The sequence below is a fragment of the Streptomyces sp. NPDC104226 genome (genome assembly GCF_055584085.1).
Genome location: NZ_JBVJMS010000008.1, coordinates 127011 through 147539, shown reverse-complemented (window position 1 = coordinate 147539; position 20529 = coordinate 127011). Strand labels below are relative to the sequence as shown.

The 20529-nt window shown below is 73.1% G+C and carries 20 protein-coding genes, 1 tRNA gene and 1 pseudogene; 7 read left to right on the top strand and 15 right to left on the bottom strand.

Annotation, left to right across the window (positions count from 1 at the left end; genetic code table 11):
- Positions 1 to 23: 23 nt before the first annotated feature.
- The 4 genes from mshC to ACZ60J_RS24965 form a co-directional block, all read right to left on the bottom strand.
- A complete protein-coding gene (gene mshC, locus ACZ60J_RS24980) occupies positions 24 to 1253 on the bottom strand; it encodes a cysteine--1-D-myo-inosityl 2-amino-2-deoxy-alpha-D-glucopyranoside ligase (protein ID WP_469685095.1) in 1230 nt (409 codons plus the stop codon).
- A gap of 120 nt (positions 1254 to 1373) precedes the next feature.
- A complete protein-coding gene (locus ACZ60J_RS24975; RefSeq protein ID WP_469685093.1) occupies positions 1374 to 2186 on the bottom strand; it encodes an SCO1664 family protein in 813 nt (270 codons plus the stop codon).
- Positions 2183 to 2773 carry a DUF3090 domain-containing protein gene (locus ACZ60J_RS24970; RefSeq protein WP_243333987.1) on the bottom strand — a complete coding sequence of 197 codons (591 nt, stop codon included), beginning with the start codon at positions 2771 to 2773 and terminating at the stop codon, positions 2183 to 2185. Before ACZ60J_RS24970 ends, ACZ60J_RS24975 begins: the two co-directional genes overlap by 4 nt.
- A gap of 77 nt (positions 2774 to 2850) precedes the next feature.
- Complete coding sequence (locus tag ACZ60J_RS24965) at positions 2851 to 3573, bottom strand: histidine phosphatase family protein (protein ID WP_469685092.1); 723 nt, start codon at positions 3571 to 3573, stop codon at positions 2851 to 2853.
- 62 nt (positions 3574 to 3635) lie between these two features.
- On the opposite strand from ACZ60J_RS24965, the gene corA reads away from it, so the two are divergent.
- Positions 3636 to 4619, top strand: coding sequence for a magnesium/cobalt transporter CorA (gene corA, locus ACZ60J_RS24960; RefSeq protein ID WP_469685090.1), 984 nt, complete (start codon positions 3636 to 3638; stop codon positions 4617 to 4619).
- Between the two features lie 103 nt (positions 4620 to 4722).
- Here the strand turns inward: corA and ACZ60J_RS24955 are convergent, their stop codons facing one another.
- Positions 4723 to 5511 carry a ferritin-like domain-containing protein gene (locus ACZ60J_RS24955; protein ID WP_469685089.1) on the bottom strand — a complete coding sequence of 263 codons (789 nt, stop codon included), beginning with the start codon at positions 5509 to 5511 and terminating at the stop codon, positions 4723 to 4725.
- 212 nt (positions 5512 to 5723) lie between these two features.
- Complete coding sequence (locus ACZ60J_RS24950; RefSeq protein WP_469685088.1) at positions 5724 to 6773, bottom strand: LLM class F420-dependent oxidoreductase; 1050 nt, start codon at positions 6771 to 6773, stop codon at positions 5724 to 5726.
- Positions 6774 to 6873: 100 nt separating this feature from the next.
- Here ACZ60J_RS24950 and ACZ60J_RS24945 point away from each other — a divergent pair, with 100 nt between their 5' ends.
- Positions 6874 to 7866, top strand: a complete 993-nt coding sequence (locus tag ACZ60J_RS24945; RefSeq protein WP_250740338.1) for an aldo/keto reductase — start codon at positions 6874 to 6876, stop codon at positions 7864 to 7866.
- A 437-nt stretch (positions 7867 to 8303) separates the two neighbouring features.
- Complete coding sequence (locus ACZ60J_RS24940; RefSeq protein WP_469685603.1) at positions 8304 to 10466, top strand: helix-hairpin-helix domain-containing protein; 2163 nt, start codon at positions 8304 to 8306, stop codon at positions 10464 to 10466.
- A 93-nt stretch (positions 10467 to 10559) separates the two neighbouring features.
- On the opposite strand, the gene ACZ60J_RS24935 is transcribed toward ACZ60J_RS24940, so the two are convergent.
- A complete protein-coding gene (locus ACZ60J_RS24935; RefSeq protein ID WP_469685086.1) occupies positions 10560 to 11222 on the bottom strand; it encodes a hypothetical protein in 663 nt (220 codons plus the stop codon).
- A gap of 236 nt (positions 11223 to 11458) precedes the next feature.
- Between ACZ60J_RS24935 and ACZ60J_RS24930 the strand changes: the two genes are divergently transcribed.
- Entirely contained in the window at positions 11459 to 11647 is a 189-nt protein-coding gene (locus tag ACZ60J_RS24930; RefSeq protein WP_469685084.1) for a DUF5703 family protein, read from the top strand.
- A gap of 39 nt (positions 11648 to 11686) precedes the next feature.
- Here the strand turns inward: ACZ60J_RS24930 and ACZ60J_RS24925 are convergent, their stop codons facing one another.
- The 4 genes and pseudogenes from ACZ60J_RS24925 to ACZ60J_RS24910 form a co-directional block, all read right to left on the bottom strand.
- On the bottom strand, positions 11687 to 11851 hold the full coding sequence (locus ACZ60J_RS24925; RefSeq protein ID WP_469685617.1) for a hypothetical protein: 165 nt from the start codon (positions 11849 to 11851) through the stop codon (positions 11687 to 11689).
- 465 nt (positions 11852 to 12316) lie between these two features.
- Positions 12317 to 12508: pseudogene (locus ACZ60J_RS24920) on the bottom strand (chaplin); the annotation flags it as partial.
- A 226-nt stretch (positions 12509 to 12734) separates the two neighbouring features.
- The gene (chpH, locus tag ACZ60J_RS24915) at positions 12735 to 12968 is read right to left on the bottom strand and encodes a chaplin ChpH (protein ID WP_250740333.1); all 234 of its coding nucleotides are present in this window, start codon (positions 12966 to 12968) and stop codon (positions 12735 to 12737) included.
- Between the two features lie 170 nt (positions 12969 to 13138).
- Positions 13139 to 14464, bottom strand: coding sequence for a M20/M25/M40 family metallo-hydrolase (locus tag ACZ60J_RS24910; RefSeq protein WP_469685082.1), 1326 nt, complete (start codon positions 14462 to 14464; stop codon positions 13139 to 13141).
- Between the two features lie 168 nt (positions 14465 to 14632).
- On the opposite strand from ACZ60J_RS24910, the gene ACZ60J_RS24905 reads away from it, so the two are divergent.
- Both ACZ60J_RS24905 and ACZ60J_RS24900 read left to right on the top strand, forming a co-directional pair.
- A tRNA-Leu gene (locus tag ACZ60J_RS24905) sits at positions 14633 to 14720 on the top strand.
- Positions 14721 to 14811: 91 nt separating this feature from the next.
- Positions 14812 to 15171, top strand: a complete 360-nt coding sequence (locus ACZ60J_RS24900) for a zinc ribbon domain-containing protein YjdM (protein WP_469685080.1) — start codon at positions 14812 to 14814, stop codon at positions 15169 to 15171.
- A 71-nt stretch (positions 15172 to 15242) separates the two neighbouring features.
- Here ACZ60J_RS24900 and ACZ60J_RS24895 read toward each other — a convergent pair whose 3' ends face one another.
- Together ACZ60J_RS24895 and ACZ60J_RS24890 are read right to left on the bottom strand one after the other, a co-directional pair.
- The gene (locus ACZ60J_RS24895) at positions 15243 to 16814 is read right to left on the bottom strand and encodes an APC family permease (RefSeq protein WP_469685078.1); all 1572 of its coding nucleotides are present in this window, start codon (positions 16812 to 16814) and stop codon (positions 15243 to 15245) included.
- 124 nt (positions 16815 to 16938) lie between these two features.
- On the bottom strand, positions 16939 to 17886 hold the full coding sequence (locus tag ACZ60J_RS24890; protein WP_469685076.1) for a hypothetical protein: 948 nt from the start codon (positions 17884 to 17886) through the stop codon (positions 16939 to 16941).
- A gap of 237 nt (positions 17887 to 18123) precedes the next feature.
- On the opposite strand from ACZ60J_RS24890, the gene ACZ60J_RS24885 reads away from it, so the two are divergent.
- Positions 18124 to 18549 carry an ASCH domain-containing protein gene (locus ACZ60J_RS24885; protein ID WP_469685074.1) on the top strand — a complete coding sequence of 142 codons (426 nt, stop codon included), beginning with the start codon at positions 18124 to 18126 and terminating at the stop codon, positions 18547 to 18549.
- 87 nt (positions 18550 to 18636) lie between these two features.
- On the opposite strand, the gene ACZ60J_RS24880 is transcribed toward ACZ60J_RS24885, so the two are convergent.
- Together ACZ60J_RS24880 and ACZ60J_RS24875 are read right to left on the bottom strand one after the other, a co-directional pair.
- A complete protein-coding gene (locus ACZ60J_RS24880) occupies positions 18637 to 18852 on the bottom strand; it encodes a DUF6243 family protein (RefSeq protein ID WP_469685072.1) in 216 nt (71 codons plus the stop codon).
- Between the two features lie 10 nt (positions 18853 to 18862).
- Positions 18863 to 20515, bottom strand: coding sequence for an FAD-binding dehydrogenase (locus ACZ60J_RS24875; protein WP_469685070.1), 1653 nt, complete (start codon positions 20513 to 20515; stop codon positions 18863 to 18865).
- Positions 20516 to 20529 lie beyond the last annotated feature (14 nt).

The window sequence follows — 20529 nt, the reverse complement described above, 5'->3', positions numbered from 1 at the left end:
TGCCCCGGACTTCGCCCGGGTGCTTACAGGGCCACGCCCAGCAGGGCGTCGACCGTGCGGGAGACGAGGCCCGGCGCCGACTCGTCGTCGCCGTCGGTGACGAGCTGTCGCTCGACCCAGCGGTCCACCGCCGCGAGGGCGGCAGGCGCGTTCAGGTCGTCGGAGAGGGCCTCGCGGACCTCCTCGACCAGGTCGTCGGCCGGGATGCCGTCGGGGCGGGAGACGGCCGCGCGCCAGCGCCCCAGCCGGGCCACCGCCTCCGCGAGGACCTCGTCGGTCCACTCCCAGTCCGCGCGGTAGTGGTGCGAGAGCAGGGCCAGGCGGATCGCCGCCGGGTCCACGCCGGCCCGGCGCAGCGCCGACACGAAGACCAGGTTGCCCTTGGACTTCGACATCTTCTCGCCGTGCAGGGCGACCATCCCGGCGTGTACGTACGCCTTGGCCATCGGGAACTCGCCCGTCAGGACCTGGGCGTGCGAGGCGCCCATCTCGTGGTGCGGGAAGGCCAGGTCGGAGCCGCCGCCCTGGATGTCGAAGGTCATCCCCAGGTGGTCCAGGGCGATGGCCACGCACTCGATGTGCCAACCGGGCCGGCCGCGGCCCAGCGAGCCGCCGTCCCAGCTCGGCTCGCCCGGGCGGGCCGCCATCCAGAGCATCGGGTCGAGGGGGTTCTTCTTGCCCGCGCGGTCGGGGTCGCCGCCGCGCTCGGCCGAAAGCAGCCGCATCGCCTCGGCGTCCAGGTTGGACACCTTGCCGAAGTTCGGGTCGGACTCGATCGAGAAGTAGACGTCGCCGTCGAGCTCGTAGGCGGCGCCCGCGTCGCGCAGCCGCTCGACCAGCGGCACGATGCCGGGTATGGCCTCGACGGCGCCGATGTAGTGCTGGGGCGGCAGCATCCGCAGGGCGGTCATGTCCTCGCGGAAGAGGGCCGTCTCGCGTTCCGCGAGCTCGGTCCAGTCCTGGTTGTCGCGCAGGGCCCGCTCCAGCAGGGGATCGTCGACGTCCGTGACGTTCTGGACGTAGATGACCTGCCGCTTGGTGTCGAGCCACACGCGCTGCACGAGGTCGAACGCGTTGTAGGTCGCCGCGTGACCGATGTGGGTCGCGTCGTACGGGGTGATCCCGCAGACGTAGATACGGGCGACGGGACCGGGGGCGAGGGTGATCGTCCCCTGGGTCGCGGTGTCGTGGATCTGGAGGTCGCGGCCCTTGCCAGGCAGGGCGGGGACCTCAGAAGCGGGCCAGGCATGCATGTCTCGAGCCTAACCGGACGGGTGTTCCGAAAACGAACCGGACCTGCACTGTTGTCCGGATCGGCGCTCTTGCGCCATGGCCGGTTCTGTGCGTGTGGCCCGCTGCGTGCCCCGGCCCGGTCAGACGGGCGGCCAGGGGATCGCGGGCCACTGCCCCGAGGGCTGCGGATGCTTCCCGGTGCGCAGCAGCAGGGCCACGCGGGCCCGTACGGCGGCCAGCTCGGCGGTGGTGACCAGTTCGGCCAGTCGGGTGGCGAGGGGCTGCCCGGCGGCCAGTGCGGCCTCCAGGGCGGTCAGGACCGTCCCCGCTTCCTCCGTCAGAGGCTCCCCCGCCCAGCCCCAGAGCAGGGTGCGCAGTTTGTCCTCGGTGTGGAAGGTCACGCCGTGGTCGATGCCGTAGATGCGTCCGTCGGGGGCGGGCAGCAGGTGGCCGCCCTTGCGGTCGCCGTTGTTGACCACGGCGTCGAGGACGGACATCCGGCGCAGCCGCTCGTCGTCGGCGTGCACGAGGAGCGCGGTGCGGCCCTCGCCGACCTCGGCGAAGGCGACGGGCTTCCAGCCCTCCCCCGCCTCCTCGCCGTCCACGAGGCCGAGCAGCTCGGCCTCCGGGGACTCCCCGGTCTCGATCCACTGCTGGACCATGCCCTCGCCGTACGGTCCGTCGCGCAGCACGGTCGGGGGCACGAGCCCCCAGCCGGTGGCCTCGGAGACCAGGTAGGCGGCGACTTCGCGCTGGGCGAGGTTGCCGTCGGGGAAGTCCCACAGCGGGCGCTCGCCCTTGACCGGCTTGTACACGCAGTCGGTGCTGGCGCCGTCGTGCGTGACGGTGCAGAGCAGGACGGCGTTGGACGCCTCCCGGATCCGGCCGACGACGGTGAGTTCCCCGTGGGCCAGCAGTGCTTCCCGTTCCGCCGTTTCCCCCGTCGTGTTCACGCTTGGCGCCGGTAGCCGTTCTGGCGCGGGCAGACGTGCCCTTCGGGGTCCAGCGGGAGGCTGCACAGCGGGCACGGCGGCCTGCCCGCGTTGACCACGTCCAGGGCCCGCTTGGTGAAGGCCCGGGCCTGGGCGCCGGTGAGGCGGACCCGGAGCATCGGCGGACCGTTCTCCTCGTCCTGGAGCAGCCGCTCCTCCGCCTCGGCGAGGTCTTCCTCGGAGTCGGCGTCGAGTTCCACCAGGGCCTGCGCCTCGACGATCATGCGCTGGTCCTCGCCGTCCCAGGCCAGGGCCATGGTGCCGACGCGGAACTCCTCCTCGACGGGGACGTCGAGGGGCGCGGTGTCGGTCGCCTCGGCGGGGGCCACGGCCGGGACGGGGGCATTGCCCCCGGTGCGCCGTACGACCTCGTCCAGCAGCTCTTCCATCCGCTCCGCGAGCGCCGCCACCTGGGTCTTCTCCAGGGAGACGGAGGTGACGCGGGGGCCGGTGGAGGCCTGCAGGAAGAACGTACGGCGTCCAGGCAGGCCGACCGTGCCGGCCACGAAACGGTCCGGTGGGTCGTAGAGGAACACCTGACGGGGCACGTCCAGTCTCCAAGCGTCGGCAGCAGGGGCAGGGCTGCGCCCATGGGTTGGCCCGTCCACCCTACTGCGCCGTTCGATCACACCGCGCCCGCACCACCCCCTACGACCGCCTCGCCGCCCGCTTCCGCGGCGTCCTGGGCCGCCGCGGCGTCCGGGGAGGCCTTTTCGCGGGGTGCGAACGAGGCGAAGTCGCCGGTGTCGCCGAGCCGGAGCAGGAAGGGCCGGGTCGGCGTGTAGCGGATCGCGGTGACCGAGCAGGGGTCGACGTGGATCCGCTGGAAGAGGTCGAGGTGCATGCCGAGGGCGTCCGCGACAAGGGACTTGATGATGTCCCCGTGCGAGCACATCAGGAACACGGCGTCGGTGCCGTGCTCCTCCTCGATCCGCGCGTTCCAGTCGCGGACGGCGTCCACGGCGCGGGCCTGCATGGCGCGCATGGACTCGCCGCCGGGGAAGGCGGCGGCCGAGGGGTGCTGCTGGACGATGCGCATCAGCGGTTCCTCGGACAGTTCGGAGAGTTTGCGGCCCGACCAGTCGCCGTAGTGGCACTCGCCGATCCGCTCGTCGGTGTGCAGGGCGAGTCCGGGCCGGGCCGCGAGCAGCGGGGCCAGGGTCTCGGCGCACCGCTCCAGCGGGCTGGTGACGGCTGCGGCGAGGGGCACGGCGGCGAGCCGCCCGGGCAGCGCGGCGGCCTGTGCGGCTCCGTGCTCGTCGAGGGTCACCCCCGGGGTCCATCCGGCGAGCAGCCCTGCGGTGTTGGCGGTGGACCGCCCGTGTCGTACGAGGATCAGCGTGGCCATGGCAGAAGGGTATGCGGTGCCGTCGGCGTGCGGTCGGGGCCGGGGCAGGGAACAATGCGCGGGTGATTGTGGACTGCGCCATGTACCGCGAAGGCCGCCGCTCCGCGGCGCCCGACGACTTCTCCGATGCCCTCGAAGAGGCGCGTGCCACCGGTGACGCCTTCCTCTGGGTGGGCATGTACGAACCGACGGAGAAGGAGTTCGAGCACGTCAGCCACGAGTTCGGGCTGCACCCGCTGGCAGTGGAGGACGCGCTGACCGCGCACCAGCGGCCGAAGATGGAGGTCTACGACGATTCGCTGTTCGTGGTCCTCAAGCCGGTGATGTACGACGACGCCTCGGACACGGTGAGCACGGGCGAGCTGATGGTCTTCATCGGCGATTCCTTCGTCGTCACCGTCCGGCACGGCGAGGGGGCCGCGCTGGCCGCGGTGCGGCACCGGCTGGAGCACGAGCCCGAGGTGCTCAAGCACGGCCCCACGGCGGTGCTGTACGCGGTCGCGGACGCGGTGGTGGACCACTACATCGAGGTGGCCGCCGAGCTCCAGGCGGATCTGGAGGAGCTGGAGGCGGAGGTCTTCGCTCCGAACCCCTCGGACAGCAAGAACACCGCCGCCCGGATCTACGGGTTCAAGCGGCAGGTCCTGGAGTTCCGCCGGGCCACGAGTCCGCTGCTCGCGCCGATGGACCGGCTCGCCTTCGGGAACGTGCCCTTCGTGCACGAGCACGCCCAGCCGTTCTTCCGCGACGTCGCCGACCATCTGACCAAGGCGAACGAGTACATCGAGGGCCTGGACCGGCTGCTCTCGGACGCGCTGGCCGCGCACCTGGCACAGATGGGCGTCCGGCAGAACGACGACATGCGCAAGATCTCGGCCTGGGCCGCCATGGCGGCGGTGCCGACGATGGTGGCGGGGATCTACGGGATGAACTTCGAGCACATGCCGGAGCTCAAGCACCGGTGGGGCTATCCGCTGGTGGTACTGGTGATGGTGGCCCTGTGTCTGGGCCTGCACCGGATGTTCAAGCGCCGCGGCTGGCTCTGACCCGCGGCCGGCTCCGACCCGCGGTGGGCTCCGACCCGCGGCTGGTTCTGACCTGCGGCCGGCTCCGACCCGCGGTGGGCTCCGACCGCCCCCGGCCGGTCCGCTACGCGAACTCGGCCGCCGTGGTCACCGGGCCGCCCAGCGCGTTCGAGCGGGCCGGCCGGCGCAGGGAGACCATCCGGTGCCAGCCGGCCAGCCGCTCGTACGCGTACATGCCCCGGATCCCGGCGGCCAGCGCGGCCGCCTTCGGTGCGGGCCAGTGCAGGATCCGCCCCATGTGACCCATCACGGCCAGGCTCACGTCCCGGTAGACGCCGATCTCGACGAGCGCGCTCTCCCGCAGCACCTGCTGGATGGTGCGGCCGTGGCCCCCGCGGGCGAGGCGCAGCAGCTCCTCGTGGCAGTAGGCCAGGTGGTTGTCCTCGTCGTGGCTGATCATGCGAATGGCCTTGCCGAGCTCGGGGTGGTCCCCGAAGTGCCTGACCAGCATGTCCATCTGGTCGGCGGCGCGCTGTTCGGTGACCCGGCTGTGCGCGAGGTAGACGGTGATGTCGCGCTCGGTCAGGGGCTCGTCGCGGCGGAGCTTGTCGTGTGCGAGGCCGATGCCGCGGCGCTCCAGCAGCATCGTGTAGTCGGTCTCGGGCGGGACCGGGACGGGCGGCAGGCCGCGCTTGCGCAGCAGGGCGTTGAAGATCCGGCCGTGTTTGTCCTCGTCGGCCCCGTGCCGGGTGATCTTGGGTCCGAGATCGCGCATGCCTTCGGGCACCAGGGCCGCGATCCGGGCGTTCTCCCAGCCGCCCTGGGACTCCCCGCTGGCGGCGATGGAACAGAACAGCTGGAAGGACTCGTCGTTCTCGACGATCTCCTGGAACAGGCTGCGCGCAGAGAGCATGCATCGAGTCAAACGCCGCCTGCCCGGGCGGGCAACCCGCGGGGCGCGCCGCTCGTCCGAATGAACGAAGCCCCGAGATGACGCCCGGTGCGTAACCCGGGGGTCGTCCGGTGCGTTGTTGGCTGTGTCGGCCGTGGCGGGGAAGACCCCCCGAGCCCCCACCACGGCCGCAGACCTCCGGGCCCGGGCTTGCTCCGGCCCCGCTGCTCCGCTCAGGCCAGTCCGGCGAGCTCCATGGCCTCGACGCCCGCCCGCAGTGCGGCGGTGCGCTCCTCCAGGGTGAAGCCGGCCGGGGCGAGCGTCAGGGTGGTGACACCCGCCTCCGCGTAGGCCTTCATCCCGTCGGCGATGCGCTCCACCGGGCCCAGCAGGGTGGTGGAGTCGATCAGCGAGTGCGGGACCGCGGCGGCCGCGCCCTGCTTGTCGCCGGCCAGGTACTTGTCCTGGATCTCGGCGGCCTCCTTCTCGTAGCCCATGCGCTGGGCGAGCTGGTTGTAGAAGTTCTGCTTGCGGCTGCCCATGCCGCCCACGTACAGGGCGGTGTACGGGCGGAACATGTCGGCGAGGCCTGCCACGTCCTCGCCGAGGGCCAGCGGCACGGTCGGGCAGACGTCGAAGCCGTCCATCGTCAGGCCGGCCTTCTCGCGGCCCGCCCGGATGTGGGTGAGGGCGGTGGCCTCCAGGTGCTCGGCGGCCGGGAAGATCAGCAGGGCGCCGTCGGCGATCTCGCCGGTCTGCTCCAGGTTCTTCGGCCCGATGGCGGCGATGTAGAGCGGAATGTGCTCGCGCTCGGGGTGCACGGTCAGCTTGAGCGGCTTGCCCGGCCCGCCGGGCAGCGGCAGCGTCCAGTGCTCGCCCTCGTACGAGAGCCGCTCGCGGGTCATGGCCTTGCGGACGATCTCCACGTACTCGCGGGTCCGCGCGAGCGGCTTGTCGAACTTCACGCCGTACCAGCCTTCGGACACCTGCGGTCCGGAGACGCCGAGGCCGAGCCGGAAGCGGCCCTTGGTGAGGGAGTCGAGGGTGGCGGCCGTCATGGCCGTCATGGCCGGCTGACGGGCCGGGATCTGCAGGATCGCGGAGCCGACGTCGATGCGCTCGGTCTGGGCCGCGACCCAGGCGAGCACGGTCGGCGCGTCGGAGCCGTAGGCCTCCGCGGCCCAGCAGACGTCGTAGCCGAGCCGGTCGGCCTCCTGCGCGACGGCCAGGTTGTCGGCGTCCATGCCAGCGCCCCAGTAGCCGAGATTGATGCCGAGCCGCATGTGTGGTCCCCTTGCCTGTTTACCGATCAGTAACGTGGGTCTGCGGGGACTGTAGCGCGCCCAGGTGCCCCGCGTCAGCGCCGCAGTAGTCTCAGCCCTCATGGAGCAGAGGCATCTCGGCCGCACCGGACTGCGCGTCTCCCGGATCGGTCTCGGCACACTGACCTGGGGCCGGTCGGCGGACGGACCGGACGAGGCGGAAGCGGCCGCGCAGTTGAAGACGTTCTGGAACGCGGGCGGCACGCTCGTGGACACCGCCGACGTGTACGGGGGCGGGGAGGCCGAGTACCTCCTCGGGCAGTTGATCGGTTCCGTGGTCCCGCGGCGGGATCTGGTGATCGCGACGAAGGCGGGCGGGGTCGCGGATCCGGACCGCCGTTTCGATGCCTCGCGCGGCCATCTCCTCGCCGCCCTGGACGACTCCCTGTCCCGGCTGGACACGGACTACGTCGACCTCTGGCAGGTCCACGCCTTCGACCCCTGGACCCCGCTGGAGGAGACCCTCCAGGCCCTGGACATCGCGGTGAGCAGCGGCCGGGCCCGGTACGCGGGCGTGTCGAACTTCAGCGGCTGGCAGCTCGCGAAGGCGGCGACCTGGCAGCTCGCGGCGCCGGGGGTACGGACCCGGCTGGCCTCGACACAGATGGAGTACTCCCTGCTCCAGCGCGGCGTGGAGCGCGAGGTGGTCCCGGCGGCGCTGGACCTGGGCCTGTCCCTCCTCCCGTCCTCCCCCCTCGGCCGGGGCGTCCTGACGGGCAAGTACCGGTCGGGCACCCCCGCGGACTCCCGGGGCGCCTCGGAGACCCTGGCCGCCTTCGTGGACCCCTACCTGGACGAGGCGGCGAGCCGGATCGTGGACGCGGTGGCCACGGCCGCCCACGGCCTCGCGGTGACCCCGCTGCACGTGGCCCTGGCCTGGGTCCGGGACCGCCCCGGGGTGGCCGCGCCGATCGTCGGCGCGCGCACGTCGGCGCAGCTCGGGCAGGCCCTGTCGGTGGAGGCCCTTAGTCTTCCGGAGGAGATCCGCCAAGCGCTGGACGACGTCTCGGCGCCCGTCCACCGCTACCCCGATCAGGACTGGAGCACCTTGTGAGCGACCCCGCTGCCGCGGCAGAACCGGCCGACGCCGCTGCCCCGGCGCCCCCGGCCGAAGCCGACGCGGCCCCGGCACCGGACGCCCCGCAGGACGCCCCCACCGAGCCCGAGGCCGAAGCCCAGGCCGTCGACGCCGCCGAAGCCGGGGGACAGGACAGCCCCGCCGAGGGCGAAACGCAGGCCGACGGAGCCGGCGGAGCCGGGGGGCAGGACAGCCCCGCCGAGCCCAAGGCCGAAGCCCAGGCCGGCGACGCCGACGGAGCCGGGGGGCAGGACAGCCCCGCCGAGCCCAAGGCCGAAGCCCAGGCCGGCGACGCCGACGGAGCCGGGGGGCAGGACAGCCCCGCCGAGGCCGAGGGCGAGGCCCAGGCCGGCGGAGCCGGGGAACCGGCCGGGGGTCCGGGGGCGGAGCACCCGGTTTCGGGAAGGGGCGGGGTGGGGGAAAGCCCCGCAGGGCTCACCACCGCCGACGCCGACGCCGCAGCGGAGCCCGGGACGGACCCGGAAGCGGACGCCGATGAGGAAGCCGACACCGCCCCGGAAGCGGAAGCCGACCCGGAGGCGGAAGCGGACTCCGCCGCGGACCCGGAAGCGGAGGCAGGAGCCGCCGCCGGCGCGGACGGGGCCGCCGAGGCCGCACCTCAGCTCAGCGAAGCCGCCGCGGAACTGGCCGCCCAGAAGATCGAGCGGGAGCGCATCGCCCGCCGCAAGGCGGAACGCGAAGCCCCCGTCGAGTCCGGCGCCAAGCTCAGCGGCACGGCCGCCGACCTGCTGGCCGCCGTACGGGCCGTGGAGAGCGGCGGCAAGCCCCCGGCCGCGTTCAGCGCGCCCCCGGCGCCCCGCACGCCGCTCTCCACCCCCGCGCCCGCCCCGGCGCGCACCCCGGCGTCCGCCCCCACCCCCGCACCCGCGCCGCAGGCGACCGCCCCCTCCCCCGACGCCGTCCAGGCGATCCGCGCCGTCCTGGCGCGCGGCGGAGCCCCCGAGGCCCTCGCCCCGCAGGCCGCCCTCGCGCTCGGCGAGGACGCCGCCGAGCAGCTCGCCGAGTCCCCGTGGCGGCTGCTGGCCGTGGCCGGGGTCCGGCCGACCCAGGCCGACGGGTTCGCCCGCGCCCTGCTCGGCGCCGGGGCGACCGGCCCCGGGGACGAGCGGCGGGCCGCGGCCCTGGTGAGCTGGCTGCTGGCCCAGGCCGCCGCCAAGGGCCACACCGTGCTGGAGGCCCCCACCCTGGAGTCGGCCCTGGCCCAGTACGGCGTTCCGGACCCCGCGCAGGCCCTGGAGGCGGCCGTCGGCGAGGGCGCCGCGCTGGCCTTCGAGGAGCCGGTCGGACCGCCCGTCGGCGAGTCCGCCGAGGACGAGGAGCAGCCGGTACGGATCCTGGTGGGCCTGGAGGGCTCCGCCATGGCCGAGGAGAGCCTCGCCGAGGGCCTGGCCCGCATCGCCAACACCTTCACGGACCCCGCCGACTGGGACAAGGCCGCCACCGGCCCCGGCGCCGAACTGGTCCGCGCCGCCGCCGGGCACGGTCTGGTCACCCACACCGGCGGGGAGGCCGCCCGCGCCGAGCCCCGCGCACTGGCCGCGGCCGCGCGGGAGTTCGGCCTGCGGGTCTGCCTGGCCGCGCACGCCCCGGCCGAGGGGGCCGTCACCGTGGCGGGCCTGCTGTCCGGCGCCGAGGGCCCGGGGCGGGACGCGGACGGGCAGTTCGCGCTGGACCTGCTCATCGTCCTGGACGCCCCCCAGCTGGACGTGGAGACGGCCGCCCTGCTGGTGGAGTCCGTCCCCGACGGGGCCCGCCTGGTGCTGTCCGGGGACCCCGCGGTGCTCGGCTCCGCGGGTCCCGGCCGGGTCTTCGCCGATGTGCTCGCGGCGCGTGCCTGCCCGCAGCTCGTCTCCCGGATCCCGGACCCGGGCCCGATCGGCGAGCTGGTCTCCTCCATCGCGGTCGGCGAGCTGAACCAGGTCGACGCACCCGGCAAGGAGGTCGTCATCGTCCCGGTCCGCGACGCCGGGGAGGCGGTGCACCGGACCGTGCAGCTGGTCGCCGAGTCGGTGCCCCGCGCCTTCGGCATCCCGGCGGACGCCGTCCAGGTGATCACCCCGGGCCACGGCGGCGCGGCGGGCACCCGCGCGCTCAACGCGGCCCTCAAGGAGCGGCTGAACCCGGGCCCCGGCCGGTTCGGCGGCTTCGACCCCGGTGACCGGGTGGTGCACGTGCCCTCCGCCGGGCGGGCGCTGCCGGCCCGGGTGGTGTCGGCGGACGCGCAGGGGCTGCACCTGGCCGGAGCCGCGGGCGCGCGGATCGTCGTACCGAAGGAGCGGGTGGAGTCGCAGGTGCGGCACGGCTGGGCGGTGACGGCGCACCAGGCCGTCGGCTCGCGCTGGCCCGCGGCGGTCGTCGTGCTGCCCGGGGACGCGGCTCAGGCCCTGTCCCGGGACTGGGTGTACACGGCCTTCGGCCGGGCCGAGCGGCACCTGTCCGTGGTGCACGGGGTGGACCAGGCGCTGCCCCGCGCGGTCGCGGAGGTGCCGGCGAAGCCCCGTACGACCCGCCTGACGGTGCTGCTGCGGGGACTCCTCGCATCCGAGTCCGTGTAGGCGCGGCCCGGGTCGACGCGACGCACGGCGGCCCCCGTCCCACCCGGGACGGGGGCCGCCGTGCGTTCCGTACGAGGTCTTGCGCGGGCGGGGTCAGGCCGTGGTCAGGCCCCGCTCGGCGCGCTCGCCGTCCCCGGCCTCGTCCTCGTCCCCGCCCTCTTCGTCGTCGAAGACGGAGCTGACGTCGAAGCGGTGCATGACGTCCTGCGGATCGATGTGCGCGAAGGGTGCACTGAGCCACTCCCCCGGTTCCGCGACCTCCTCCGAGGCGGCGATCCACAGCGTGGAATCGCCCTCCTCCAGCCCGAAGTCCTTGGCGCGGGAGGCGATTTCATCCGGCTCGTACTCGCCGAAGAGCACGCCGAGGGCGTCGGCGGTGCCGCCGTCGTGGGCGAGTTCGGCCTCGCGGTCGTGCGCGACGACGCGTTCGGCCTGGGCGATCAGGCGCGCCGGTTCGACGACGGCGTAGTCGCGGCGGATGAGCACGCTGAAGGCGGCGGGCTCGGCCGGGCCGGTGTACGGGAGCCCGTCCTCGGGAGTGGGGATCTCGAACGGGGTGACCTCGTCGTACCGGTCGTAGAGGAGTTCGTCGTACTCCTCGGCGGCGGCGGCGAGTTCGTTGAACGCGGCGTAGACGTCCGGATCATCGTCCCCGGTCCTGCTCTCGACCGCGGCGAGGTGACGGTCGAGCGCGGCCTTGACCGCCTCGGCGGCGGCGCGTACCTCGGCAACAGTGGGCAGAGCGGCATCAGACATAGTGCAAAAGCTATCCGTAGCAGGGCTCTGCCCGCACGCAGAATCCGAGTGAGCTGGCGCTCAGGAGCGCAGCGCCGCCTGCGGATCCGCGTTCGGGCCGTCGGCGCATCCCGCCATGAGGGAGTCCAACCGGGGCTGATCTGGGTATGGATCCCGCAGGACTTCGACCTTCCTGCACTGCGCCACGTCGTCCACGCCACCGGCGCACCCTTGACACCCCGAGCAGAATGGACGCGATGACGGAATACGAATTCGTCGACCTGTACGTGCCCCGCGGGGTTCCACGTCAGGAAACGACCCGCCTGCTGACCGAACACGCCGAGTACGGGCACTGGGAGCTCGACCGGCTGACCCTGCTTCGGGACGGCAGTCGCCGCGTGCGACTGCGCCGCCGGATCATCCGTCAGGTCCGCGCGACCTGGTGACGCGGGCCCCCCGGGAGGGACCCGCGTCATGAAGGGCCGTCAGGCCGCGCTGCGCGCCCGGCGGTAGAGCACGGCGCCGGCCAGCAGCATGCCCGCGGCCAGGGGCAGTCCGGCGGTGAGGACGTCACCGGAGCCCGTGGCGGCGAGTCCCCCGGCCGGGGCCGGGCCGGTTCCGGTGCCGGTCCCCTGGCCGGGGTGCGTCACCGGGGTCACCGATCCGGTGCCGGGAGCCGTACCGGTACCCGCCCCGGGTCCGGAGGGAGTTCCGGGCTGCTGCCCGGTACCCGGACCGCCGGGGTTGCCGTTGCCACCCGGCCCTCCCGGGGTTCCGTTACCGCCGGGACCGCCCGGGTTGCCGTTCCCACCCGGACCACCCGGATTCCCGTTCCCACCCGGACCACCCGGATTCCCGTTCCCACCCGGACCACCCGGATTCCCGTTCCCACCCGGTCCACCCGGATTCCCGTGGCCACCCGGACCACCCGGGTTGCCGCTCCCACCCGGTCCACCCGGATTCCCGTGGCCGCCGGGACCGCCCGGGTGACCCGGGCCGGTGTCCTCGTCGCACGGCTCGTCCGGGTTGCCCGGGTGTTCGGGGTGGGTCGGGGGCTGGGGGTGGGTCGGGTGCTGCGGGCGGCCCGGGCCGCGGCCGGAGAGGTTCGCGCAGTGGTTTCCGAAGGCCGGGTTCAGGGCCCCCACCACCGTCACCGTGTTCCCGCAGGCGTTCAGCGGCGCGTCCACGGGGGCCTCGAGGGCGTTCCCGGACAGCAGTCCCGGTGAGTGGGCGGCACGGCCGGAAGCGCCGGAGTCCGCGTGTGCGTAACCCCCTCCGAGCGCGAGCAGACCCCCCGCGGCCGCCATGGTGATCAAGGTCTTCCTGCCGGTGACCTGTACCTGTCGTCGCATCTGTACTTCGTCCCCTGGTGTGTGCGTCGTGCACGCACGCGCTCCGCACGTGCACTCACGGTCGGCGCACAGGCTGCTCAGGCTCCCCCGCCTGGTACGCCGAAAGATCGTCATCGGGCCCTTAAAGCCCGGCAGCCCCGGAGCGCTGGAATGCGCTCCGGGGCCGAGAACTTCAGAAACGTCAGGCGTTGACGCAGGTGTTGCCGAAGGCCGGGTTCAGCAGGCCGATCACGGAGATCGTGTTACCGCAGACGTTCACGGGAACGTGGACCGGAACCTGGACGACGTTGCCGGACAGGACACCGGGCGAACCGATGGCCGCACCCTGGGCACCAGCGTCGGCGACGGCCAGACCCGCACCCGCGAGAACCAGACCACCGGTGACAGCCGCAGCGGCGGCAACCTTCTTGAGCATTGTTCCTCCTAGTAGGCAAGCGCGGTCCCAGCCGCGGACCGCACCACCTGTAACGAGGAGGGATCACCGGGGCTACGAGCGTATGAGTGCATTCACTCTTCTCAGTGGATTCCGCACACCTTCCCGATTCCCGCGCGTTAGCTACGCCCTCATCGATCGCCCCGCGCGCCTCAGGACTCGCCGATGAACCGGTCGAGCACCCGGACGCCGAACTTCAGACCCTCCACCGGCACCCGCTCGTCCACCCCGTGGAACATCCCGGCGAAGTCCAGCTCCGGCGGAAGCTGGAGCGGGGCGAAGCCGAAGCAGCGGATCCCGAGGTCGTCGAAGGACTTGGCGTCCGTACCGCCGGAGAGCATGTACGGGACCGCGCGGGCGATCGGGTCGTGCGCCTTCAGGGCGGTCTGCATGGCGTCCACGAGCTTGCCGTCGAAGGCCGTCTCCAGCGCCTTGTCCGCGTGGACGTCCTCGCGCTTCACGCGCGGCCCGAGGATCCGGTCGAGGTCGGCGAAGAACTCCTCCTCGTAGCCCGGCAGGAAGCGGCCGTCCACGTGGGCGGTGGCCTGGCCGGGGATGACGTTGACCTTGTAGCCGGCGCCGAGCATGGTCGGGGCGGCGGAGTTGCGCAGGGTCGCGCCGACCATCTTGGCGATGCCGCCGAGCTTGGCGAGCGTGGCGTCCATGTCGTCCGGGTCCAGCGGGGTGCCCAGCGCGTCCGAGAGCTCGTCCAGGAAGTGCCGGACGGTCTTGGTGACCCGGACGGGCCAGGTGTGGCGGCCCAGGCGCCCCACGGCCTCGCAGAGCTCCGTGATGGCGTTGTCGTTGTTGGTCATGGATCCGTGGCCGGCGGTGCCCTCCACCGTCAGGCGCATCCAGTGCATGCCCTTCTGGGCGGTCTCCACCAGGTACAGCCGCAGGTTCTCGTTCACCGTGAACGAGAAGCCGCCGACCTCGCCGATCGCCTCCGTCACCCCCTCGAAGAGGTCGGGGTGCTTGTCGACGAGGTACCGGGCGCCGTAGGTGCCGCCCGCCTCCTCGTCCGCGAGGAAGGCCAGCACGATGTCGCGCGGGGGCTTGCGGCCGCTGCGCATGCGGTCGCGCACGACGGCCAGCGTCATCGCGTCCATGTCCTTCATGTCGACCGCGCCGCGGCCCCACACGCAGCCGTCGGCGATCTCGCCCGCGAAGGGGTCGTAGGTCCAGTCGGCGGCGTTGGCCGGGACCACGTCGGTGTGCCCGTGGATCAGCAGCGCCGGACGGGAGGGGTCCTCGCCCTCGATCCGCGCCACGGTCGAGGCGCGGCCCTTGTGCGATTCGAAGATCTGCGGCTCCAGCCCGACCTCGGCGAGCTGCTCGGCGACCCACTCGGCCGCCTTGCGCTCGCCGGGCCCCGAGTGGTCGCCGTAGTTGCTGGTGTCGATCCGGATGAGGTCCCGGCAGAGGTCGACGACCTCGTCCTCGCCGGAGACGGTCCTGCCCGCGCCCGATTCGCTCACGCTGCTTCCTCCCACTGATCAGTTCCGAACTGCCTCCATCCTCGCGCCCCGGACCGCTTCCCCCAAGGGCGATCCCCGGCCGCCGGGGGGTGTGATCGAGGACCCCGGAATGTTTGGTAATGTTTTCCACGTCGGAACGGCCCGCGAGGGACGCGAGACAGACACCTTGTCCGGGTGGCGGAATGGCAGACGCGCTAGCTTGAGGTGCTAGTGCCCTTTATCGGGCGTGGGGGTTCAAGTCCCCCCTCGGACACCAAGCAAAAACCCCACTTCACGTGGGGTTTTTTGCGTTGGGGGCAGGTTCGGCACAGAGGATCCCGATGGTCCGTTCGGGATATTCTGTCCGGATGAACGAGAACCTCCCTCCTTGTCCGAAATGCTCCTGTGAGTACACCTACGAGATGAACGCACTCGTGGTGTGCCCCGAGTGCGGGCACGAGTGGGTGCCCGCCGAGGGTGGCGCCGAGGACGGCGCGGACGCCGGCGAGCAGGTCGTGAAGGACGCCGTCGGGAACGTGCTGAGCGACGGCGACACCGTGACCGTCGTCAAGGCGCTCAAGGTCAAGGGCAGCCCCTCGGGGATCAAGGCCGGTACCAAGGTGCGCAACATCCGGCTCATCGACGGGGTCGACGGGCACGACATCGACTGCAAGATCGACGGCTTCGGTGCCATGCAGCTGAAGTCCGGCGTGGTCAAGAAGGCCTGACCCGTAGGGGATGCGCGAAGAGGGGCCCCGCCGTGGCGGGGCCCCTCTTCGTACGTACGGAACAGGTCGGGTCAGCCGCGCGGGGCCGGGATCGCGGCTTCGGCCGACTCCGCCGCCTGGTCGAGGCGGAAGGCCTCGTTGCCCAGGCCGATGCGGGCGTGCACCGCGGGGCGGCCGGAGCGCAGGAAGAGGCCGTACGCCAGGCCCACGAGGGCGGCGGCGGCGATGATGCCGGGCAGGGCCCAGCTCAGCGCGGAGCCCTCCTGGGCGCCGACCAGGACGCCGAAGTCCTTGACCGTGTAGACGACGATGGCGAGCAGCGCGAGGCCGGCCAGGCCCGCCGCGCCGAGCCGCCAGAGCTGGGCGCCGGCGGTGCCGCGGCGGACGAAGAAGGCGATGACCGCGAAGGAGGCGGTGGCCATGAGGAGGGTCACGCCGAGGGCGCCGACGCTGCCCATCCAGGTGAACAGGTGCAGGACGGGCACGGTGGGGTCGCCGGCCGGCGTGCCGTCGGTGAACGCGAAGGCCAGGACCACCACGACGGAGACCACCGTCTGCAGGAGCGAGCCGGTGGCGGGGGCGCCGGTGCCCTTGTTGGTGCGGCCGAAGGCTGCCGGGAGCAGTCCCTCGCGGCCCATGGCGAAGGCGTAGCGGGCGACGACGTTGTGGAAGCTGAGCATCGCCGCGAACATGCCGGACACGAACAGGACGTGCAGGACGTCGGTGAAGGCGGTGCCCAGCCGGGCCTCGGTGAGCTGGAAGAGCAGGCCGGGACCGGCTTCGGCGGAGGCCTTGACCACTTCGCCGGGCCCGGTGGCAACCGAGAGGGCCCAGGCGCTGAGGGCGAAGAAGAGGGCGACGAAGCCGACGGCGAGGAACATCACCCGGGAGACGACGATGTGCGGCTTGCTGGTCTCCTCGGCGTACACCGGGGACTGCTCGAAGCCGACGAAGGCGGCGATGCAGAAGCACAGGGCGGTGCCGAGGCCCGCGCCGGTGAGGGTCTCGGGGTTGAAGGCGTGCAGCGAGAGGCCGTCGGGGCCGGGCTTGCCGAGGGCGGCGACGTCGAAGACGACGACGAGGAGGACCTCGATGAGCAGGAGGACGCCGAGGACCTTGGCGTTGAGGTCGATCTTCAGCCAGCCGAGCGCGCCGGTGAGGACGACGGCGGCCAGGGCCGGTATCCACCAGGCGAGTTCGGTGTCGAGGTAGGTGGCGAAGAGGCCGGAGATCTCGAAGCCGAGGATGCCGTAGACGCCGACCTGCATGGCGCTGTAGGCGACGAGGGCGACGAACGAGGCGCCCGCGCCCGCGGTGGGGCCCAGTCCGCGCGCGATGTAGGCGTAGAAGGCGCCGGCATTGTGGACGTGCCGGCTCATCTCGGCGTAGCCGACGCTGAAGAGGGCGAGGACGGCGCCGAGGATCACGAACAGCAGGGGCTGCCCGACGATGCCCATGACCCCGAAGGTGGTGGGCATGACCCCCGCGACGACCATCAGGGGCGCGCTCGCGGCGAGCACGGAGAGCAGCAGGCCCGCGGTGCCGAGGCGGTCGGCGCGCAGGGCCCGGTCCTGGCCCTTGTACGTACGGATCTCGGCCTGGCCGGCCGGGTCGGTGAGCGTGGTGGATCTGCCCGTCGGCATGGCGGGGGTGTCCTTTCAGGCGGGGACTGGGCGGCACTTTCTGAGCGGTACGTGCTGGGCGGTACGGGCTGGAGCTCTTCGTGCCGGCCGGTACGGGCCTGTACGGGCCCCGGCCGGGCCGGGGTCAGGCGGTGCCGAGCGCGGCGCTGCGTGCGGCGAGGAAGGCCTTGTGCGGGTCGCGGTCCGGGTAGGACCAGGGGGCCTGGGTGGCGTGGCTGCCGATGCGCTGGAAGAGGGCGGCGGCCTCGGCGGGGCGGCCCTCGCAGAGCTTGGCGTGGGCGAGGTAGTTGAGGTCCACCCGGTTGCGGGGGTGGTCCTCGCGCTCCCACTCCAGCCACCAGTCGAAGGCGGAGCGCAGCACCTGGCGGGCGCGGCGGCCGGACCAGTGCTCGGCTCCGGCGCCGGGGCCGCGGCCCTGCCCTGTGGCGAGGACGCGGTAGCGCTCGGCGTGCGCGATGACGGGGAGGACGGCGAGCGGGGAGTCGGCCGGGGACTCCTCGGCGGCCCAGGCGGCGAAGTCGTAGACCTCGTGGAGCGGGTCGCTGCCGGCGGCGGGTGCCCGTTCGGCCAGTCGGGAGACCATCAGGTGGTGGGCGTGGTGGTGCTCGCGGTGGCGGGCCCGGACCTGGTCGAAGTGGCGGCTGAACTCCTCCTCGGTGCCGAAGGCCCGGGTGAGGAGCAGCAGGCCGAGCCAGGGGGTGGGGTCGGCCGGGAGCAGGGCCGCGGCGCGGCGGCAGGCCTCCTCGGCGGCCTCGGGGGTGCCCTTGCGGCGCAGGGCGCCGAAGACGGCCGCGCAGGCGAGGAGGGTGACGGCGTCGGCGCTCTCCGGTTCGGCGAGGAGCCATTCGCGCGCCCAGGCGGTGGCGGCCGGGGTTTCGGCGAGGACCACGAGGCGGTGCCCGCGGCGGTCCCAGTCGTCCCCCGTGGTGACGAGGAGGGAGCGCGCCTTGGCCCAGCGGCCCTGGGTGAACTGTGCGCGCACGTCGACGAGTTCGGTGTCACAGAGGGCGGGGTCGAAGAGCTGGGCGTCCCGCTTGCGGGCGCGGCCGAGGGGCGGCGGAGGGGGCGGCATCCGCGGGTTTCCCTCCAGGACGCGGGCAGTTGGTCGGAGTGGCTGGAAGATCACGCACAGCAAAGCGGTACGCACAGCTCCGAGTCAAGGTCCAGTCCACTGCGTGGCTCGTTTCAACTGGTCTTCCAGGAGAGCGAGTTGGTGTGGTTGTTCCGGTTCGCGGCAGGTTGTCGGCGGCCCGCCGGCGCGGGCGCCCGCAGCCGGGCCGGATCGCGCGCCGGTTCGTAGACTGGGGGCGTGACGGATTACGAGGATCTCCCGCCCATCGAGTTCGCCTTCCCCGGGCCGCTGCGCGACCAGCTGGTGGCGGCCGTCCTGAGCGGCGCCAAGACCACGACCACGGGCGTCCTGGCCGACTACGAGGCGGCCGGGGATCCGCTGCCCGTGGCGGGCGAGCGTTTCGTGATCGTGGACTCCGCCGGGCGTCCGGTGGGTGTCCTGGAGGTGACGGACGTACGGGTCCTGCGGCTGGCGGACGTGGACCTGCGGCACGCGCTGGACGAGGGCGAGGGATTCGCGTCAGTGGCCGAATGGCGCTCGGGGCACGAGGCCTTCTGGCACGGCCCGCAGATGCGGGAGGCCGTCGGCGACCCGCACTTCACGGTCGACGACGACACCCCGGTCGTGGCGGAGCGGTTCCGTCTGGTGGCCCGCCTGCCCTGAGGAGCCCGGAACGGCGGCAGGGCCCGGAGCGCGCGTCGCGCTCCGGGCCCTGCCGCATGCCGTGCCGCCCCGCGGCGGCGCCGGCTGTCAGCTCTTCGGGGTCTCGTCGTCCGTCTGCTCGGCGGCGGCTGCCGCGGCGGCCTTCTCGCGCATCTTGCGCAGGATCTCCGCCTTGCGGTCCTCGGCGCCCTGGCGGTCGAGGTTGCGGTGCGGGCCGTTGTTCTGGCGCTCGGCGCGGGACTGCTTCTTGCGCTGGCCGCCGCCCTGGCCCACCGGGTTGTTGATGTTCTTGCTGTCGGTCACGTCAACGACGTTACACGGCGGCTGCGGCCGCGCGACCTGCCGCCCGGCCCGAGAAGATGCAGCCCCCGAGGAAGGTGCCCTCCAGGGCCCGGTAGCCGTGGACGCCGCCGCCGCCGAAGCCGGCGGCCTCGCCCGCCGCGTAGAGGCCCGGGAGGGGTTCTCCCGTGGCGGTCAGGACCCGGGAGGAGAGGTCGGTCTCCAGGCCGCCGAGGGACTTGCGGGTCAGGATCGAGAGCCGGACGGCGATCAGCGGGCCCGCCGCGGGGTCCAGGATCCGGTGCGGGGCGGCGGTGCGGATCAGTTTGTCGCCGAGGTACTTGCGGGCGCCGTGGATCGCCGTGACCTGGAGGTCCTTGGTGAAGGGGTTGGCGATCTCCCGGTCGCGGGCGACGATCTCGCGGCGGACCGTCTCCTCGTCGAGGAGTCCGTCCTTGGTGATCGCGTTCATGCCGCGCACCAGCGCGGAGAGGTCCTTCTCCACGACGAAGTCGGCGCCGTTGTCCATGAAGGCCTTCACCGGGCCCGGGACGGCCTGGCGCGCCCGGTCGATGACCCCGCGGACCGATTTGCCCGTCAGGTCCGGGTTCTGCTCGGATCCGGAGAGGCCGAACTCCTTGCCGATGATCCGCTGGTTCAGGACGAACCACGTGTGGTCGTGGCCGGTCTTCATGATGTGGTCGAGGGTGCCGAGGGTGTCGAAGCCCGGGAACAGCGGTACGGGCAGCCGCTTGCCGGTGGCGTCCAGCCAGAGCGAGGACGGGCCGGGCAGGATGCGGATGCCGTGCCGGGCCCAGATCGGGTCCCAGTTCTCGATGCCCTCGGTGTAGTGCCACATCCGGTCCTTGTTGATGTGGCTGGCGCCCGCCCCTTCCGCGATGCCGAGCATCAGGCCGTCCACGTGGGCCGGGACCCCGGAGAGCATCCGTGCGGGCGGGTTGCCGAGGCGGGCGGGCCACTGGGCCCGTACGAGGTCGTGGTTGCCGCCGATGCCGCCGCTGGTCACGATCACGGCCTGGGCGCGCAGGGAGAACTCCCCGGTGGCCTCGCGGCCGCTCGCGGTGCCGCGTACGGCGTCGGAGGGGGCCAGGACCTCGCCGGTCACGGTGTCGAGGGTGCCCGCCGTACGCGCGAGCCCGGTGACCCGGTGGCGGAACTTCAGCTGGACCAGCCCGCGGGCCACCCCGGCCCGCACCCGGCGCTCGAAGGGCGCGACGAGGCCGGGGCCGGTGCCCCAGGTGATGTGGAAGCGGGGGACGGAGTTGCCGTGGCCGTTCGCGTCGTAGCCGCCGCGCTCCGCCCAGCCGACGACGGGGAAGAAGCGGACGCCCTGGGCGTGCAGCCAGGGGCGCTTCTCGCCGGCCGCGAAGTCCACGTAGGCCTCGGCCCAGCGGCGCGGCCAGGCGTCCTCCTCGCGGTCGAAGCCGGCGGTGCCGGACCAGTCCTGGAGGGCCAGCTCGCGGGTGTCCTTGATCCGCATCCGGCGCTGTTCGGGCGAGTCGACGAAGAACAGGCCGCCGAAGGACCAGTGGGCCTGGCCGCCGATGGACTGCTCGGGCTCCTGGTCGAGCAGGATGACCTTGCGGCCGGCGTCGACGAGCTCGGCGGTGGCCACGAGGCCCGCGAGCCCGGCCCCGATCACGATCACGTCTGCGTCGTACGTCATGTGGAACCCGTCCT

Bases quoted from the DNA above. Each gene is read 5' to 3' on its own strand.
- ACZ60J_RS24935 (WP_469685086.1), bottom strand. From the start codon at position 11,222: ATGTCTGATGCCGCTCTGCCCACTGTTGCCGAGGTACGCGCCGCCGCC.
- ACZ60J_RS24945 (WP_250740338.1), top strand. From the start codon at position 6,874: ATGGAGCAGAGGCATCTCGGCCGCACCGGACTGCGCGTCTCCCGGATC.
- mshC (WP_469685095.1), bottom strand. From the start codon at position 1,253: ATGCATGCCTGGCCCGCTTCTGAGGTCCCCGCCCTGCCTGGCAAGGGC.
- ACZ60J_RS24900 (WP_469685080.1), top strand. From the start codon at position 14,812: ATGAACGAGAACCTCCCTCCTTGTCCGAAATGCTCCTGTGAGTACACC.
- ACZ60J_RS24890 (WP_469685076.1), bottom strand. From the start codon at position 17,886: ATGCCGCCCCCTCCGCCGCCCCTCGGCCGCGCCCGCAAGCGGGACGCC.
- ACZ60J_RS24965 (WP_469685092.1), bottom strand. From the start codon at position 3,573: ATGGCCACGCTGATCCTCGTACGACACGGGCGGTCCACCGCCAACACC.
- ACZ60J_RS24875 (WP_469685070.1), bottom strand. From the start codon at position 20,515: ATGACGTACGACGCAGACGTGATCGTGATCGGGGCCGGGCTCGCGGGC.
- ACZ60J_RS24955 (WP_469685089.1), bottom strand. From the start codon at position 5,511: ATGCTCTCTGCGCGCAGCCTGTTCCAGGAGATCGTCGAGAACGACGAG.
- chpH (WP_250740333.1), bottom strand. From the start codon at position 12,968: ATGCTCAAGAAGGTTGCCGCCGCTGCGGCTGTCACCGGTGGTCTGGTT.
- ACZ60J_RS24950 (WP_469685088.1), bottom strand. From the start codon at position 6,773: ATGCGGCTCGGCATCAATCTCGGCTACTGGGGCGCTGGCATGGACGCC.
- ACZ60J_RS24930 (WP_469685084.1), top strand. From the start codon at position 11,459: ATGACGGAATACGAATTCGTCGACCTGTACGTGCCCCGCGGGGTTCCA.
- ACZ60J_RS24895 (WP_469685078.1), bottom strand. From the start codon at position 16,814: ATGCCGACGGGCAGATCCACCACGCTCACCGACCCGGCCGGCCAGGCC.